A 16782-nucleotide genomic window follows, 5' to 3' on the forward strand; every position below is an offset into this window, starting at 1 on the left:
CGCGCAAGGGGCCGCGCGTCGGCCGGTCGCCGCCTCAGTGCGCCGCCGGGACCGCCGCGGCGTCGCCCTTGTCGTGCCGGCCGAACCGCTCCACCAGGGTCGCGCTGGCCTCGTTGAGGCCGATGACCGTGACGTCGCGGCTCCGGGCGCGGGCCTTGAGCACCACCCGGTCGAGGGCCGCGATGGCCGAGATGTCCCAGAAATGCGCCGCGTGGACGTCGATCACGAGGCGCTCGACCGGCTCCAGCACGTCGATCGCCTCCGAGAAGGTGCCGGCCGAGGCGAAGAACACTTGCCCGGTGACGGTGTAGGTCCGGGTGCCGCCGTCGGCCGAGAGGGCGGACGTGATCCGGTTGAGCCGGGCGACCTTGCCGGCGAAGAACACGCCGGACAGCAGCACGCCGACCAGCACGCCGATCGCGAGATCCTTGGTGGCGACCACGACCAGGACGGTCGCCAGCATCACCGCCGAGGAGGGCAGCGGGTTGGTGCGCAGCCGCAGCAGCGAGCGCCACGAGAAGGTGTTGATCGAGACCATGATCATCACGGCCGTCAGCGCCGCCACCGGCACGACGGCCAGCAGGTCCTGCAGTGCCACGAGGAGCACCAGCAGGAACGCGCCGGCCACGAGCGTCGAGAGGCGGCCGCGGGCGCCCGACGAGACGTTGATCACCGACTGGCCGATCATCGCGCAGCCGCCCATGCCGCCGAACACCGCCGAGGCCATATTGGACACGCCCTGGCCCATGCACTCGCGATTCTTGTCGCTGGCCGTGTCGGTCATGTCGTCGACGATCTGCGCCGTGAGCAGGCTCTCCAGCAGGCCGACCGCGGCGAGCGTCGCCGCGTAGGGCAGGAGGATCCGCAGGGTCTCGAGGGTGAGCGGCACGTCCGGCAGGGCGAAGCGCGGCAGCGTCGAGGGCAGGGCGCCGAGATGGGCGACCGTACGCACGTCGAGGTGGAAGATCGCGGTGATCGCCGTCAGGACGGCGATGGCCACGAGCGGCGACGGGATCGCGCGGGTGAGCCGCGGGAATCCGTAGATGATCGCCAGACCGAGGGCGATCAGCCCGTAGGTCGCCGGCGTGACCCCGGTGAGCTCGGGCAACTGCGCCAGGAAGATCAGGATCGCCAGCGCGTTGACGAAACCGGTCATCACCGAGTGCGAGACGAACCGCATCAGTCGGCCCAGCCTGAGCAACCCGGCCAGGATCTGGATGACGCCCATCAGGATCGTGGCGGCGAAGAGGTACTGGACGCCGTGCTCGCGCACGAGGTCGACCATCACCACCGCGGTGGCGGCGGTGGCGGCCGAGATCATGGCCGGGCGACCGCCGGCGAAGGCGATGGTGCAGGCGATGACGACCGAGGCGTAGAGGCCGACCTTCGGGTCGACCCCGGCGATGACCGAGAAGCCGATGGCTTCGGGGATCAGCGCGAGGGCGACGACGATCCCCGACAGGGTGTCGCCGCGCAGGTTGGAGGTCCACGACCGGAGATATCCGGCGTTCCGGGCTGCGTGTGTTGACATCGATGAATCCGCACGAGCGGCGTGCCCGCGTCGCTGGCGGGTCAGAGCGCGTCTCGAATGCGTGGTCCGGCGGATCGGCGGCCGGAAGAGCCACCCGGGCTTTCACCGGGTCCTTGCGAATGCGCCGACCCTAGGGGCGCGCGCGCTGCAATGCAACAACGTGGCGGGAAACGCTCGGCGACGCCTCCGTCATCGCGGGTCCGGCTCCGCGGTTCCAAAATGACGGGCGCGTCGATCCGGCCGCCTCAGGCCGCGCGGACCTGGGTCACGAAGCCCGCGACCTCGCCGCCGAGACCGTTCGAGCGGCGCGCGATGTCGGCGGCGGCGTCGAGGACTTCCGCGGCGCTGGCGCCCGTCTCGCGGGCCGCGCCCAGGACCAGCGCCATCGTGTCCGTGACGGCGCGGGTGCCGCTGGCGGCCTCGGAGACGCTGCGGGCGATCTCCTGGGTCGCCAGCTGCTGCTCCTCGACGGCGGCGGCCACGCCGAGGGCGATCCCGTGGACCTGCTCGATCGTGCCGCCGATCTCCTCGATCGCCGCGACGGCGTCGTGGGTCGCGGTCCGCATCGCGGCGATCTGCCCGGCGATCTCCTCGGTGGCCTTGGCGGTCTGCGTCGCGAGATCCTTCACCTCGGTGGCGACGACCGCGAAGCCGCGCCCGGCCTCGCCGGCCCGCGCCGCCTCGATCGTGGCGTTGAGGGCCAGCAGGTTGGTCTGCCCGGCGATGGTGGAGATGAGGGAGACGACCTGCCCGATGCCGTCGGCGCTGCGGGCGAGGGCCTGGACGCTCGCCCGGGTCCGCCGCGTCGCCTCGACGGCGCTCTCGGCGGCCGTCGAGGTCTGGGTCACTTGGACGCCGATCTCGCTGGCGGTGGCGGCGAGTTCCTCGGTGGCGGCGGCGACGGCCTCGACGTTGTGGGCCGTCGTCTCGGCGGCGCGGGTGACCGCCTGCGACTGCGTGCCGGCGTGCTCGGCGTTGCCCGCCATGGTCGCGGCGGCACGCTCCAGCCCGGCGGCGGCCCCGGCGAGGTGCTCGACGAGTCCGCCGATGCTGCCCTGGAACCGCTCGGCGAGCCCGGCCATCTCGGCGCGCTTGCGCGTCGCCGTGTCGGCCTCCAGCCGCTGGTGCTCGTGCCGCAGGCCCTCGGCCTCCCGCATCGTGTCGCTGAAGACCTGCATGCTCGTCCAGATCGCACCGATCTCGTCGCGTCCCGGCTTGACGGCGGGCAGGGTGTGGTCGCCGCGCGAGAGGCGCTGGATCGCGTCCGAGACCGCCCGCAGCGGCCGGGCGATCTGCCGCTGACCGATGAGCAGGCCGAGGGCGCAGCAGATCACGGTGCCGATCAGGGCGAGGCCGAGCAGGAGGAGCGTGCGCGTCTCGAACAGGGCCTGGGTGTCGGCCTTGATCGCCGCCATCTCGCCCCGGCCCTGCTTCACCAGGGCGTCGATGCTGGCCTGGAAGGCCTTGCGGTTTGCCCGGTTGGCGTCGTTGAACCCGAGCTCCGCGGCCGCCTTGGGGCCGGTCGTGTCGCCCGCGTCCGCGAGGGCGCTGCGGAGGGCGCGGAACGCGTCGGCGTTGCGCACCATCGTCTCGAAGAGCGGCCGCTCGGCCTCGGTCACCCGCGGTGCCCAGTCGGTCCGCAGCGCGTCCATCTCGGCGAGACCCTTGCGGATCCCGGCGGTGTACTTCGCGGCTTCCGCGCGGTCGGCGGAGGCGTAGACGCCGCGCGAGTCCATGGTGACTTCGGCGGCGAGGCGGTTGAAGTTCGCGGCGTCGAGCGCCCGGATCGACGCGCTCTCGACGCTCGTCAGCGAGCGCTCGAAGCTCTTCAGCGTCGCGACGCTGACCCCTGCCACGACCAGCGTCGTCAGGCTGCAGGCGCCGACGAAGCTCAGGAGTTTTCCGCCGATTTTCATTGCTATCCGACCGTCGAGGCGCGATTGGCGTCAAAATGCCGGTTATTCGTCAAGACGTCGTAAACTGAGCTGATCCGGAATTATTTGTCACGCCTCTGAGCAGGGTCCTGATGAGGAAGGGGCGCGGCGGGCGCCGCGCCCGACCCGATCAGGCCGCCCGGACGGTGTCGAGGAAGCGGCTGACTTCCGCAGTCAGGTGCTCGGATTGCCGGGACAGCTCCGAGGCCGCGTCGAGGACCTGGCCGGCGGCGACGCCGGTCTCCTCGGCCGCGCCGGCGACGCCGGAGATGTTGCTCGTGACCTCGCCGGCGCCGACGGCCGCCTGCGCGACGTTGCGGACGATCTCCTGGGTCGCCGCACCCTGTTCCTCGACCGCGGCGGCGATCGAGGTGGCGACGCCGCTGATCTCGCGAATCCGGTCGGTGATGCCGGCGATCGACGTCACCGCCTGCCCGGTCGAGGCCTGGATCTGCGCGATCTGGCCGGAGATCTCGTGCGTCGCCTTGGCAGTCTGCTCGGCCAGCGCCTTCACCTCGGAGGCGACGACCGCGAAGCCCTTGCCGGCGGCCCCGGCGCGGGCCGCCTCGATGGTGGCGTTGAGGGCCAGCAGGTTGGTCTGGCCGGCGATGTTGGAGATCAACCCGACCACGTCGCCGATCCGCGACACGGAGTTGCTCAGTTCCTGGACGAGCGCGCCGGTCTGATCGGCGTCGGAGACGGCCCGCTGCGCCAGATGCGCCGAGCCGTCCACCTGCCGGCCGATCTCCTGCACCGACGAGCCGAGCTCCTCGGCCGCCGCCGCGACGGTGTTGACGTTGGAGGCGGCCTCCTCGGCGGCCGCCGCGACCGTGTTCGACTGGCTCGAGGTCTGGGACGCCGTCGCCGACATGGTCCGGGCGGTCGCCTGCAGCTCGGTGGCCGAGGACGAGACCATGCCGACGATGCCGCCGACCGCGCGATCGAAGCTGTCGGCGAGCTCGATCATGGTCCGGCGCCGCTCGGCCGCGGCGGCCGCGTCGGCGATCCGCTTCATCTCGGCCTCCTCCGCGGCCTTCTTGGCGACCATCGCCTTGATCCCGTCCACGGCACGCCCGACCGCGCCGATCTCGTCGCCGCGGGCGGCCTCCTTGATCTCGGCCTCGATCTCGCCGCGGGCCATGCGCTGCAGCACGGCCACGAGGCGGCCGAGGGGGCGGGTCAGCATGGCGAAGACGAGGAAGGCCAGCAGCCCCGCGATGACGACGCTGGCGACGCTGCCGAGCAGGCTCGCGAGGTAGGCGGCGCCGAAGGAGCGCGCCTGCTCGTCGCTTCGGGCGGCAAGGAGGTCGCGCTCCGCTTTCTCGGCCTCGCCGATCTTGGCGCGCAGGGCATCCATGGACGCCTTGCCGGCGCCGCTCGCCTCGATCTGCCGGGCCTTGTCGAGGTTCCCCGCCTCGACGAGGGCCATCTCCCTGGCGGCGATATCGTTCGACCATGTCTCCGCCGAGCCGCGCACGGCCTCCAGGCGCGCCTGCTGGGCGGCGTTGTCGGCGGTGAGCGACTTGGCGCTCTCCAGGGACACCTTGAAGGACTTCTGGCCGGCGCGGAGCGGCTCCAGGAATTTCGGATCGCCCGCGATCAGGTAACCGCGCAGGCCGGTCTCCTGATTGACCATCGCCTGCGTGAGGCCGTCGAGGGTGGAGATGACCTGATAGGAGTGCTCCGTGAGATGATTGACGCGCTCGATCGAAGACAGGTGACTGTATCCGATGGCGCTGATCCCCACCGTGACCGCCGCCAGGCTGCCGAATGCGGCAGTCAGCTTCGTTACGATCCGGACATCGTTGATCGAGCGCATAGTCAGTCCCCAGGGCCCCATTCGGGAATTCGGATTTGGTTCCCTGGCGGTTGTGATAAATTATACGCTGTAAATTTTGTCTTACAGCGGGCTGTATCGCCCGGATGAACCCGGTTGAACGGCGGTTGAAAACCGACTGTCAGCAATCGAGCGTCGGTGATCGTTCCTCGCACTGTTGTCGTCGGCGAGTACAACCTGAGATAAGAGGCGCCGGGCCGGATTTTGTTGCGGCGCTGCGATCCGTGCGCGACTTCGAGGAAGGTTTGCAGGATGCGAAGACCGGCGCCGCAGCGTATTCGCCCGCGGCGCGGTTCGCGCGGAAGCTGTGATGACCCGCGTTCAGCCGGGCAGACCCCGCGCCGATGCGCGTGCGCCCGCGACGGGATCCGGGCGACGCGGGCACACCGTGTGCGATCGAGCGCGCGGCGACGGCGGCGGAGCCGGCGAGCCCGGCTCCGCCCGGCCGGGTCTCAGGTATCCAGCGCCTCGATGACGAGGTTTCCGTTGGTGTAGACGCAGATCTCGGCGGCGATCGTCATGGCCCGCCGCACGATCGCCTCGGCGTCGAGGTCGCCGTCCTCCAGCGCGCGGGCGGCCGCCAAGGCGTAATTGCCGCCAGACCCGATGGCCATGACGCCGCTCTCGGGCTCCAGCACGTCGCCCGAGCCCGACAGGAGCAGGCTGACCTCGCGGTCGGCGACGAGCATCATCGCCTCGAGCCGGCGCAGGTAGCGGTCCGTCCGCCAATCTTTCGTGAGTTCCACGCAGGCCCGGGTCAGCTGACCGGGATACTGCTCCAGCTTGGCTTCGAGGCGCTCGAACAGCGTGAACGCGTCCGCGGTGGCGCCGGCGAAGCCGCCGATCACCGCGCCCTTGGCGAGGCGCCGGACCTTGCGGGCGTTCCCCTTCACGATGGTCTGGCCCAGGCTGACCTGACCGTCGCCGCCGATGACGACGCGGCCGCCCTTGCGGACCATCAGGATCGTGGTCGCGTGCATCTGGGGGACGGCGCCCCGGTCGTCGTACCTGAATGCGTCCTGGCTCAAGATTCGGCTCCGCTCTCGATCGCGCCGAGATGGGGAGCTTCGCCGGCCGAGTCCAGCCGGTGCCGGGATCGCGCGCCTACTCGGCGACCGCCTCGGGGCTGCGCACTGGGCCGGCATCCTGCAGGATCGACTGCGCGGCGGCCTCGGCCAGGAGCGCGTAGCCGCGGTCGGCCATGTGCAGGCCGTCGGCGGCGAAGAGCTGCTTGGTCGTCAGCTTACCCTCGCGCACCCAGCCGTGCATCAGGTCGGCCCGGCGGATCACCGGCACGTCGAGCTCGTCGCCGATGCTGCGCACCGCGTCGCGGAAGCGCGAGGCGCCCGGCGTGGATTCGAGCTTCGGGCACCATTGCGGCTCCATCAGCACCACGTCGATGCCGGCGTCCCGGATCCGGCGGATCGCCGACACGGTCGCCTCGCGGAAATGGTCGAGCGACACGCCGCGCAGCGGGTCGTTGCTGCCCGTCTGCCAGATGACCAGCTGGGGCTCGGCCGCGATCACGTCGCGGTCGAGGCGCGCCAGCATGTCGTCGACGTGCTCGCCGCCGATGCCGCGGTTGATGACCGCCACGTCCATCCCGTGCAGCTTCTTGCGCAGGTCGATCTGCAGGCGGGCCGGGTAGGCGTTGGCCGGGGTCGACGCGCCCACGCCCTCCGTCGAGGACGACCCGAAGGCGACGATCTTGAGCGGGGCGCCGATGGCGATCTGGCGAGCGACGTGGGGCAGGTCCGGGCTGTCGCCCAGGTCGAAGCCCAGCATGTCCAGGGATTCGGGCAGCAGGTCCGCGTAGGCGAGGACCGCCGTCGGAAGGACCAAGAGGGCGCCCAACAAGCCCAGGCGGCGCAGCATCCTGCGGGCGGGGAAGACAGTGTTCAGCGTCTTGGACACGGGACCGACGGCTCCGGCTCTCGTGAGCGGTAGATACAATCTGACACAGGGCCCTGAAAAGAGCGGTTCCGGGCAGAGTTTGAAAACGCACTGAATTCGTAACGCAAAATTAGGCATGAGTGGGGAGGCGCGCCCTTGCCCGAGGATTCCCGGCAACATCGGCGCGGCGGGTCGACCCCAGCGACGTTGGCGTCGTGGCGCCCGCACGCGTGACGCCGAGTCGGCACGAACCATGCAGAACAGGTTCCGACGCGTCTCCGAGAGGGCGGCGGAGCGCGCGGTCGGGGCCGCGGCGCGTCCCCCGACCGGCCGCGGGGCTCCGTGAGCCGTCCCATGGTCGACCGCTTGCGCATCGCGATCCTCACGCACTCGACCGACCCGCGCGGCGGCGTGGTCCACGCTCTGGCTCTCGGGGAGGCCCTGGGCAGGCTCGGCCACGAGGCGGTGGTCCACGCGCCCGACCCGACCGGCGGCGGCTTCTTCCGCGCGGCGCAGTGTCCGGTGATCTCGGTCGCGGCCAAGCCGGTCGCGGGACCGGCCGCCGCGCTGGTCGGCGCCCGGATCGCCGACTACCTCGCGCACTTCTCGACGCCCGCCGCCTGCGACTTCGACGTCTTCCACGCCCAGTGCCGGATCAGCGGCAACGCGCTCGCCACCCTGACCCGGCGCCGCCTGATCCCGGGCTTCGTGCGCACGGTCCATCGGATCGACACGTTCACCGATCCGCGGCTCGCGCAGTGGGAGGAGCGGGCGATCCTCGATGCCGGGCGCCTGCTCTGCGTCAGCCGGACCTGGGCGGCGACGCTGGCGGCCGAGTACGGCGCCCGGGCCGACGTGGTCGGCACGGGCGTCGACGGGGCGGCCTTCACGCCCGATCCCGGGCCGGAGGATGACGCGCTCCGCCGCCGCCTCGGCCTCGGCGGCGGCCCGGTCTTCCTCAGCGTCGGCGGCTTCGAGGCGCGCAAGAACACGCTGGCGATCGTCGAGGCCTTCGCGGCCCTGCGCCGGACCTGCCCCGACGCGCAGCTCGTCGTGGCCGGCGCCGCGCCGCCTCTCGATCAGGCCGGCTACGAGGCCCGGTGCTGCGCCACGCTCGAGCGCGAGGGGCTCGAGGTCGGGCCCGGCCGGCCGGTGATCCGAACCGGCGCCTTGGCGCAGGCGGACATGCCGGGCCTCTACCGCCTCGCCGACACCCTGGTCTCTCCCTCCCTCGCGGAGAGCTACGGCCTGTGCGTTCTGGAGGCGATGGCCTGCGGAACGCCGGTGATCGTGTCGGGCCGGCCGCCCTTCACCGAGTACATCGCCCCCGGCGAAGCCCTGTCGGTGAACCCGGACGACACCGACGCCATCGCGTCGGCCATGCGGGCGAGCCTGGAGCCGAGCCGGCGGGCGCGGCTGCGCAATGCCGGCCGGGAGGTCGCCCGGGCGCATGTCTGGGACGCCTGCGCGGCGCGCCACCTGCCGACCTATGCGGAGCTCGCGCCCGGGGACGCGCCGTTGATGGCCGCAGCAACGGGGGCGGCAGCCTGGAACACGCTGCGGGTCCCGCGCGATGCCTGAGATGCGCTTCCATATCCGGTGGCCGGACGGGACGCGCGAGGCCTGCTACTCGCCGTCGCTGGTGATCAAGGACCACCTCGCGGTCGGGCAGGACTACCCGCTCGACGAGTTCGTCGCGCTGACCCGGCTGGCCCTGGGCATCGCCAGCGAGCGCGTTCGCGCCCGCTACGGGTTCCCGTGCGGCCGCGCGCAGGCGCAGCTCGCCCGGATCGAGGAGGGCGCCCGCCGCCAGGAGCCCGGGACCGTCCACGTCGAGGCCTTCGAGGACTGATAAGGGCCCGCGGCTTCGCCGTGCGGCGAGGCGACGCGGCGCGCACGAGCGGCGCGCCGGGTTGTCCGCAGGACCCACGGCGCGCGGAGGCCCAGGCGATGATGACCCGGATTGCGGCAGTGCTGGTGCTGGCCGCGTCACCCGCGGCGGCGCAGACGCGGCCGTCCACCACGGCGATGACCTGCCAGCAGACGATCCGCCTCATCCAGGCCCGCGGAGCGCTCGTCCTCGGGACCGGCGGCATGACCTACGATCGGTTCGTCCGCGACCGCTCGTTCTGCGAGCCCACCGAGATCGCGCGGCGCGCCTTTCGGCCGACCCGCGACAACCCGAACTGCCTGATCGGGTACACCTGCTACGAGCCCGGACGCGGCGACTGGTTGGGTGTGGACGACTAGCACCGTTCCCGATCGCGCTGCCGCGTTTCTCGAGCGTGGAAGAGGGGTGAAGTGCGGGACGCCGGCGCAGCGAGCGCGCCGCGTCAGCCGGCGTCCGGGACCGCCCGACCGGGTTCGAGGGCGACGATCACCCGACGATCCCCGGCCCGGCGGGTGAAGCCCGTGGCGTCGAGGTGCTCCAGCAGCGGGATCGAGAACTTGCGCGAGATTCCCAGGGTCGCGCCGGCCTCGCGGGCCAGGAATCCGGTCTCCGCCGTCCGCGCCGTCGGGAAGGCGTCGATCAGGCGGCTCTTGGCGGTGGCCACCGCTTCCCGGTGGAACAGCACGGCGCGGCGCTGCACCCGGTCGACGGCGCGGATCACCGTGCCGGCTCCCACGAGGTAGGTCAGCGCCTCGCGGCGGCGCACGTCCCGGCCGATGGCCTCGGCCTCGTCGGGCGGGCTGAGGCCGGCCCGGCGGAAGACCTGCTCCAGCCGGCGGGCGGCCTCGCTCTCGTTCCGCGCGGGGTCGAACTCGGCCCGTCGCCACAGGGCGCCAGCCTGGGCGACGCCGCCGGCGGCCGCGAGGTCGCGCAGGACCGCGCCGGTCACCGCCTCGGGCAGCGCCAGGGCGCGGGACAGGCGCTCCAGGGCGATGCCGTGCTCCATCGGGTAGTCGCGGTGATGGTGTGCTAGGGCGGCCAGCGTGCCGGTGCGCAGCGCCTCGAAGGCCGCGGCCCCGACGAAGCGGTCGCCGATCGCGTGGGCACCGTCTTCGGAGAGCGCCTGCCGGGCGCGGTCCGGCGCGATACCGGCGATCCGGGCGAGTTCGTTGAGCGGTGCCCCGGCCGCGCCGAGCTGCCCGAGGCGGACCGTGATCGCCTCGGCGGGACCGCCCGCCGCCAGGGCGGCGAGGTCGGCCATGACCCGGGGATCGTGGCGCCGGCGGCGGCGGCTCGCCGGGTCGAGGATCCGGCCGCCCGCCACCGTGACGGAGGGCGAATCGAGCCGCAGCACGAAGGGCTCCCGCGCCGGCACCGCCACCGGCTCGCCGAGGTGGAGCTGCGCCTGGGTACTGGCGCCCGGCTCCAGGGCGCCGCGGTCGAGCAGCCGCAGCCGCGCCTCGACCTCGGTGGTGCCGAAGAGCAGGCGGCAGGCCGTGCCGCCCGCCAGAGCATCCGGCAGGCTCGCGGCCGCGGTGATCGCCACGTCGAGCCACGGGCTCTGCGCGAGCAGGCCCGCCAGCGACAGCGCCTGCCCGCGGGCGATCTGGTCGAGGTCGATGCCGCGCAGGGCGACCGCCGTGCGGCGCCCCGGCTCGGCGCGCTCGACCGCGCGCCCGTGGATCTGCAGGCCGCGCACCGTGGCGGTGCGGCCGCCGGGGGCGATCTCGACGGTGTCGCCGACCGCGAGCGGCCCGCGCCGCAGCGTCCCGGTCACGACGGTGCCGAAGCCCGGCCGGGAGAAGACCCGGTCGACCGGAAGGTAGGGGAAGCCGTCGTCGCGGACCGGTTCCGTCTCCGCCACCAGCGCCGAGAGGGCGGCGGCGAGCTCCGGCAGGCCGTCGCCCGTCACGGTCGAGGTGGCGATGACCGGGCCGGCCTCGATCCCGGCCCGGGCGGCCGCTGCAGCGATCTCGGCGGCGCGCGCGGCCACGGTCTCGGGCGTCGCGAGGTCCGCCTTGGTCAGCGCCAGGACACCGCGGCGCACGCCGATGAGGGCGGCGATCTCGAGATGCTCCACCGTCTGCGGCTTGATGCCCTCGTGGGCGTCGACCGCCAGCAGAACGGCCCGCATGCCGGTGGCGCCGGAGATCATGGCGCGGACGAACCGCTCGTGGCCCGGCAGGTCCACGAGGTCGATCTCGCCCTGCGCGGCGGTCAGCAGCGCGAAGCCCGGCACGATGGACACGCCGCGGGCGCGCTCTTCCTTGAGCCGGTCGGTCTCGACGCCGGTGAGCGCGCGGACGAGCGCCGTCTTGCCGTGATCGACGTGCCCGATCACGCCGACGAGGAGTGTCTTCAAAGCAGCCACCGACCGCATCTTCTCCGCGGTGCCGCCGTCCACAAGGGGCGCACCGCTCGCTCGAAGGGGAATCCGCCGCGCCGGCGCGTCGCGGCGCCGTGTGCGCCTCCGGGCGGTCGGGGCCGGGGCTGCGAGGCAGATGGATTGTGGACAATTTGTCTTGCCACGCCGTGCCGTTTTGGGAAAGCGCGATTTTAACGCAGCGCAGCATCCATCCGCCGCGGGCGACCGGTCCCGTCCCAGCTTGACGACGGCGGCGCCGCCGCCTTTGCTGCCGCGGGTGCGTCGGACGGTCACGCCCCGATGCCGGCTCCGCGAGATGCGACGCAGGATGCGATGCAACCGGAGCCCATCCCTGGCTCGTTAGCCGGGGCAGGCGACGAAGAGGAGCGTATGAGCGACACCGATAGCCACGCCGCGGCGGAGCCCCGCGAGGTCGAGCTGAAGCTCGACTGCGCCGGGCCGGATCTGACGGCGCTCGCGTCCCATCCCCGGTTGAAGGACGCGTCGGCGACCGAGCCCGAATCCCTGGTGACGACCTACTACGACACGCCCGATCGCGCGCTCCGGAAGAACGGCCTGACCCTGCGCGTCCGCGCCAAGGGCGACCGCCATATCCAGACCGTGAAGGCCGGGAGCGGCGGCGTTGGCCTGTTCGACCGGGCCGAGTGGGAGAGCGAGATCGCCGGGCAGGCGCCGGAGCCCGCGGCCTGGGCCGACACGGCCGCCGGGCCGATCCTGCGCGAGGCCGACGCGCCGCTGGAGCGGCTGTTCGCCACCGTGGTGCAGCGCCGAGAGATCCCGGTCGCGCAGGGCGAGTCGCGCGTGCTCGTCACCCTCGACGAGGGCCATGTCGAGACCGACTCGGGCGTCGCGCCGCTCTGCGAGGTCGAGCTGGAACTCCAGTCCGGCGATCCGGCCGACCTGTTCGCGCTGGCGCGGGAGCTGGCCGAGACCGTGCCGCTGCGCCTCGGCGTGAAAGCCAAGAGCGCGGTCGGCTACGCGCTCCTCGACGGGATCGAGCCCGGCGTCGTGAAGGCCGAGGCGGTGGAACTGCCCGAGGGCGCGAGCGCCGGGGAGGTCTTCCGCCGGGTGGCGCGCGCCTGCCTGCGCCACATGCGCCTCAACGAGACCGCCTTCCTGGAAGGCGGCCGCCCGCCCGAGGCGCTCCACCAGATCCGCGTCTCCCTGCGCCGCCTGCGCTCGGCGCTGTCGCTGTTCGGGCCCATGCTGGAGAGCGATCCCCGGGCGGCCGGCTTCAACGACGAGATCAAGCGCGTCACCGAGCCCTTCGGCCACGCCCGCAACCTCGACGTATTCCTGAGCGACACGCTGCCGGATCTCGCGGAACAGCGCCCCGACGAGCCCGGCCTGGACGCCCTGCGCGCGCGCGCCGAGGCGGAGCGCGCCACCGCGTACGACGCGGTCTCGGAGACCCTCGAGAGCCCGCAATGGCGCGCGCTCGTCATCGACTTCGCCGGCTGGGTCGAGGCGGGCTCCTGGGCCGCCGGCCCCGACGCGGCCGTCGACGGGCGCCACTTCGCCGCGCAGGTGCTCGACAAGGCGCGCGCGCGCCTCAAGAAGCGCGGGCGCGGCCTCCGGCACCTCGATCCGCACACGCGGCACCGGGCGCGGATCGCCGCCAAGAAGCTCCGCTACGGCGCGGAGTTCTTCGCCGGTCTCTACCGGAAGAAGAAGGCGGTCCGCCGGCAGGAGAAGTTCGGCGCCGCGCTCTCCGACCTGCAGGACCATCTCGGCGCGCTCAACGATCTGGAGACGGCCCGGGCGATGACCGAGAGCCTGTCGGGACCGCCGATGCCGGGTTCCGACGATCCGGGGGCACAGAAATTGCTCGACGAGGCCGCGGACGCACGGTCCGAGCTCCTCGACGTCAAGCCCTTCTGGCGCTGAGGCTTCTCGCGCCGCCGGCCCGGTCGGAACCCGGCCGGTGCGGCGGCGTTCGCCGGACGCGGATCGGCCCGTCCGGGGCAGGGAGCGCGGATGGCCCACGCCTACAGGTTCGGCATCGAGGAGGAGTTCTTCCTGGCCGATGCGCGCACGCGCGGCACGCCGCGGGCCGGCCTCCGGGCCTTCCATGCCGCCGTGCGGGCCCGCCTCGACGACGCCGAGCGCGAGCAGCTCCAGTGCCAGGTTGAGGTGGCCTCGCCGCCGACCGCCGATCTCGCCGAGGCACGGGGGCATCTCGCGGATCTGCGCGGCAGCCTCGCGGAGATCGGCGCCGAGCGCGGGATCCTGACCTTCGCCGCGGGCACGCATCCGATCGCCCGCTGGCGTGACCAGCGCCCCACCGACAAGGCCCGATACCACGGGATCATGGCCGACCTCCGGATGCTCGGCCGGCGCAACCTCGTCTGCGGCCTTCACGTCCACGTGGAGGTCCCGGACCCCGAGGCGCGGGTCGGGCTGATCAACCGGCTGCTGCCCTACCTGCCGGTGCTGCTCGCGCTCTCCACCGGCTCGCCGTTCTGGCAGGGGCAACTGACCGGCCTCGCCGGCTACCGGATGCGCGCCTACGCCGAGCTGCCGCGCACGGGCGTGCCCGAGCTGTTCGCCGATGCCGACGACTACGCCCGCTACGTCGACGTGATGACCCGCTCGGGCGCCATCGCGGATGCCAGCTATCTCTGGTGGCACGTGCGCGCGTCGCTGAAATATCCGACCCTCGAACTGCGGGTCGCCGACAGCTGCACGCGCCTCGACGACGCGCTGTGCATCGCCGCGCTGTTCCGCTGCCTCGTGCGCCGGGTGGTCCGGGACAAGCGGCTCAATGCCGGCCTGACCGCCGCCTCCCGCGGCTTCGTCATGGAGAATCTCTGGCGGGCCGAGTGCGACGGCGTGCGCGCGACGCTCATCGACGAGGCGCAGGTCCGGACGGTGCCGGTCTCCGCGCTGGTCGAGACCCTTCTCGCCGACATCGCCGAGGATGCCGAGGCGCTGGGCTGCGCCGCCGCCTGCGGGCACGCGGCGCGGATCGTGGCGGAGGGGACCAGCGCCGACAGGCAGATGGGCGTGTTCGCGGCCGCGCGCCGGTCGGGCGCGCGGGAGCGCGCGGCTCTGTCGGCGGTGGTCGATCATCTCGCGGCGGAGACCGCCGCCGGCTCGAGGTCCGGGCCTGGGGGGCACCCGAACATCGCTCCGGCGGCGTGACGACGGGCGCGGAACCGGCTGAGGGGGGATCGTCGAGGCCGCGTTCCGTCGGCCGCGCTCGAGGACGCGGTCGGCCGTATGAGTCGCATGGCCATGTTGCCGAAGGATGTCTGGCCGCCGGTACCGCGCGCCTTTATGGCCGGTCGCGCGGCGACGGGTTCCCTCCGTGCCGTCCTCTGCTATCCCTCGCGTCCCAGCAGCCACCCCGACTCCGCGGCCGACCCTCCGGAATGAGCCTCCTGCGCGACCTCTTCGGCCATGTCGGCCGTACCGTGACGGCCTATGCCGGCGACAAGGCGTTGATGCTCGCGGCGGTCTCGGCCGCCGCCAACGTCATCGTGGCCGACGGCGAGGTCGCGGGCCCCGAATTCGACGCCGCCCTGCACGGCCTGAAGGCCGACCCGGTCCTGATGAAGGGCTACGACGCGCTCATGCTGGAGACGGAGCTCTACGAGGGCATCGCCCGGGCCCGCACCCGCCTCGGCCGGGCCGAGAACCTGCGCCACGTCGCGGCGGTCGCCGAGCGGCCCGCGGCCCAGCGCGAGAACGTCTTCCTGATCGCCGCGGACGTCGCCGACCAGGACGGGATCAGCAACATCGAGGCGGGCGCCCTCGGCGAGATCGCCGTCGCCCTCCGGGTCGACGCGATCGCGCTCCTGCGCGCCAACCCGGTGCGGCGCCCGCTGGCCTGACCGGCCCGGTTGGCACCGCGGTTGCTCTCGGGTGCGCGTGGTGGGAGCGCTGCCAAGTCGGTCGCGCCCGCCTATAACGTCAGCGTCGCACGGCGACCCGCCGTGAAAGGAACCGGCATGGCCGAGATGAGCCTCAGCAACACCCACAACCTGCGCGCCGACGGAGCGCGCCTCTGGGCGACGATCCTGGAGACCGCGGAATTCGGCGGCACGCCGGCCGGCGGCATCAACCGCCTGACGCTCTCGGCCGAGGACGGCCAGGTCCGCGACTGGTTCCGGGAGGCCTGCGAGGCGGCCGGGCTCACCGTGTCGGTCGACGCGCTCGGCACGCAGTACGCCCTGCGGCCGGGCCGCGACATGGGCCGCAAGCCGATCGCCTTCGGCTCGCACCTCGACACCCAGCCGACCGGCGGCAAGTTCGACGGGGTCCTCGGCGTGCTGGCGGGGCTCGAGGTGATGCGCAGCCTGAACGATGCCGGCATCGAGACCGAGGCACCGCTCCTCGTGGTCAACTGGACCAACGAGGAGGGCTCGCGCTTCGCCCCCGCCATGATGGCCTCGGCGGCCTACGCGGGCGACTTCACCACGGACGAGATCCTGGCCAAGCGCGACGCCGCCGGCACTATGGTGGCGGAGGCCCTCGACGCCATCGGCTACCGCGGGGTGGAGGCCGTCGGCACGCGGGAGATCGGCGCCTTCGTCGAACTGCACATCGAGCAGGGGCCGATCCTGGAGGCCGAGGGCAAGACCATCGGCGTGGTCGAGGGCGGCCAGGGCATCATGTGGTTCGACGGCGTGATCACCGGCTTCGAGAGCCACGCCGGGACGACGCCGATGCCGCGCCGCCGCGACGCGCTGCTCGCGCTCTCGGAATTCGCCCTGGCCGCCGAGCGGATCGCGCTGGGCCACGCGCCCACCGCGGTGGCGACGATCGGCGAGGCCGCGATCCTGGCGCCCTCCCGCAACGTCGTGCCGGGCCGGGTCGCCTTCACGGTGGACGTGCGCGACCCGCGCTCCGAGACCCTCGACGCGATGGAGGCGGCGCTCGGCGAGGCGGCCGCCGAGATCGCGGCGCGGCGCCATCTGGAGATCGCGCTGACACGGATCTGGCGGAAGGAGCCGGTGCCGTTCGACCCCGCGATCGTGGCGGCGATCGACGCGTCCGCCGAGAGCCTGGGGCATCCGCGCCGCCGGATCATCTCGGGCGCCGGCCACGACGCCTGCAACCTCGCCGCGAAGGTCCCGGCGGCGATGATCTTCGTGCCGTGCAAGGACGGCGTCAGCCACAACGAGTCGGAATCGGCCACGCAGGCCGACTGCGCCGCCGGCGCCGACGTCCTGCTGCAGACGGTGCTCCGCCTCGCCAACGCGCCGCGCGCCTGAGGCTTCCCGCCGGGACGGCGCCCGTCGTCCCGGCGCCGGGCGCGCCGCACCGCCCGCGCGGAGGTGTACCGCGGCGGAAAATCCCGTAAGG

The 16782-nt window shown here is 72.9% G+C and carries 13 protein-coding genes and 1 other annotated feature; of the genes, 7 read left to right on the forward strand and 6 right to left on the reverse strand.

The window, feature by feature from the left end; genetic code table 11:
* Nucleotides 1-34 precede the first annotated feature (34 nt).
* The 5 genes from C4T42_RS20100 to C4T42_RS20120 all read right to left on the reverse strand — a co-directional run bounded on the left by C4T42_RS20100 (nucleotide 35) and on the right by C4T42_RS20120 (nucleotide 7216).
* Nucleotides 35-1531, reverse strand: coding sequence for a SulP family inorganic anion transporter (locus C4T42_RS20100; protein WP_103985747.1), 1497 nt, complete (start codon nucleotides 1529-1531; stop codon nucleotides 35-37).
* Between the two features lie 60 nt (nucleotides 1532-1591).
* Nucleotides 1592-1647 (reverse strand) — a sequence feature (sul1 is cis-regulatory element that is thought to sense ions involved in sulfur or methionine metabolism; They are found in Alphaproteobacteria).
* Nucleotides 1648-1776: 129 nt separating this feature from the next.
* Entirely contained in the window at nucleotides 1777-3447 is a 1671-nt protein-coding gene (locus C4T42_RS20105) for a methyl-accepting chemotaxis protein (protein ID WP_103985748.1), read from the reverse strand.
* Between the two features lie 148 nt (nucleotides 3448-3595).
* Complete coding sequence (locus C4T42_RS20110) at nucleotides 3596-5284, reverse strand: CHASE3 domain-containing protein (protein WP_103985749.1); 1689 nt, start codon at nucleotides 5282-5284, stop codon at nucleotides 3596-3598.
* Between the two features lie 470 nt (nucleotides 5285-5754).
* Complete coding sequence (gene hslV, locus C4T42_RS20115) at nucleotides 5755-6282, reverse strand: ATP-dependent protease subunit HslV (RefSeq protein ID WP_020094598.1); 528 nt, start codon at nucleotides 6280-6282, stop codon at nucleotides 5755-5757.
* A 124-nt stretch (nucleotides 6283-6406) separates the two neighbouring features.
* Complete coding sequence (locus C4T42_RS20120) at nucleotides 6407-7216, reverse strand: GDSL-type esterase/lipase family protein (protein WP_042669649.1); 810 nt, start codon at nucleotides 7214-7216, stop codon at nucleotides 6407-6409.
* Nucleotides 7217-7549: 333 nt separating this feature from the next.
* Between C4T42_RS20120 and C4T42_RS20125 the strand changes: the two genes are divergently transcribed.
* The 3 genes from C4T42_RS20125 (at nucleotide 7550) to C4T42_RS20135 (ending at nucleotide 9445) form a co-directional block, all read left to right on the forward strand.
* Nucleotides 7550-8776 carry an MSMEG_0565 family glycosyltransferase gene (locus C4T42_RS20125; protein WP_103985750.1) on the forward strand — a complete coding sequence of 409 codons (1227 nt, stop codon included), beginning with the start codon at nucleotides 7550-7552 and terminating at the stop codon, nucleotides 8774-8776.
* The gene (locus C4T42_RS20130) at nucleotides 8769-9047 is read left to right on the forward strand and encodes an MSMEG_0570 family nitrogen starvation response protein (protein WP_026605168.1); all 279 of its coding nucleotides are present in this window, start codon (nucleotides 8769-8771) and stop codon (nucleotides 9045-9047) included. The genes C4T42_RS20125 and C4T42_RS20130 overlap by 8 nt, the downstream gene beginning before the upstream one ends.
* Nucleotides 9048-9145: 98 nt before the next feature.
* The gene (locus C4T42_RS20135) at nucleotides 9146-9445 is read left to right on the forward strand and encodes a hypothetical protein (RefSeq protein ID WP_091680741.1); all 300 of its coding nucleotides are present in this window, start codon (nucleotides 9146-9148) and stop codon (nucleotides 9443-9445) included.
* A gap of 83 nt (nucleotides 9446-9528) precedes the next feature.
* Here C4T42_RS20135 and selB read toward each other — a convergent pair whose 3' ends face one another.
* Entirely contained in the window at nucleotides 9529-11466 is a 1938-nt protein-coding gene (gene selB, locus C4T42_RS20140; RefSeq protein WP_244603240.1) for a selenocysteine-specific translation elongation factor, read from the reverse strand.
* 375 nt (nucleotides 11467-11841) lie between these two features.
* Here selB and C4T42_RS20145 point away from each other — a divergent pair, with 375 nt between their 5' ends.
* From C4T42_RS20145 to C4T42_RS20160, 4 genes are all read left to right on the forward strand, one after another.
* Nucleotides 11842-13359, forward strand: coding sequence for a CYTH and CHAD domain-containing protein (locus C4T42_RS20145; RefSeq protein ID WP_020094592.1), 1518 nt, complete (start codon nucleotides 11842-11844; stop codon nucleotides 13357-13359).
* Nucleotides 13360-13449: 90 nt separating this feature from the next.
* Nucleotides 13450-14616, forward strand: a complete 1167-nt coding sequence (locus C4T42_RS20150) for a carboxylate-amine ligase (protein WP_020094591.1) — start codon at nucleotides 13450-13452, stop codon at nucleotides 14614-14616.
* Nucleotides 14617-14846: 230 nt separating this feature from the next.
* Nucleotides 14847-15308 carry a tellurite resistance TerB family protein gene (locus C4T42_RS20155; RefSeq protein WP_020094590.1) on the forward strand — a complete coding sequence of 154 codons (462 nt, stop codon included), beginning with the start codon at nucleotides 14847-14849 and terminating at the stop codon, nucleotides 15306-15308.
* Nucleotides 15309-15434: 126 nt separating this feature from the next.
* Nucleotides 15435-16691 (forward strand): Zn-dependent hydrolase, encoded by a 1257-nt coding sequence (locus C4T42_RS20160; protein ID WP_181049195.1) that lies wholly within the window; start codon nucleotides 15435-15437, stop codon nucleotides 16689-16691.
* Nucleotides 16692-16782 lie beyond the last annotated feature (91 nt).

Origin of the sequence: Methylobacterium sp. 190mf (assembly GCF_900107945.1) — a bacterium.
Classification (GTDB): Bacteria; Pseudomonadota; Alphaproteobacteria; order Rhizobiales; family Beijerinckiaceae; genus Methylobacterium.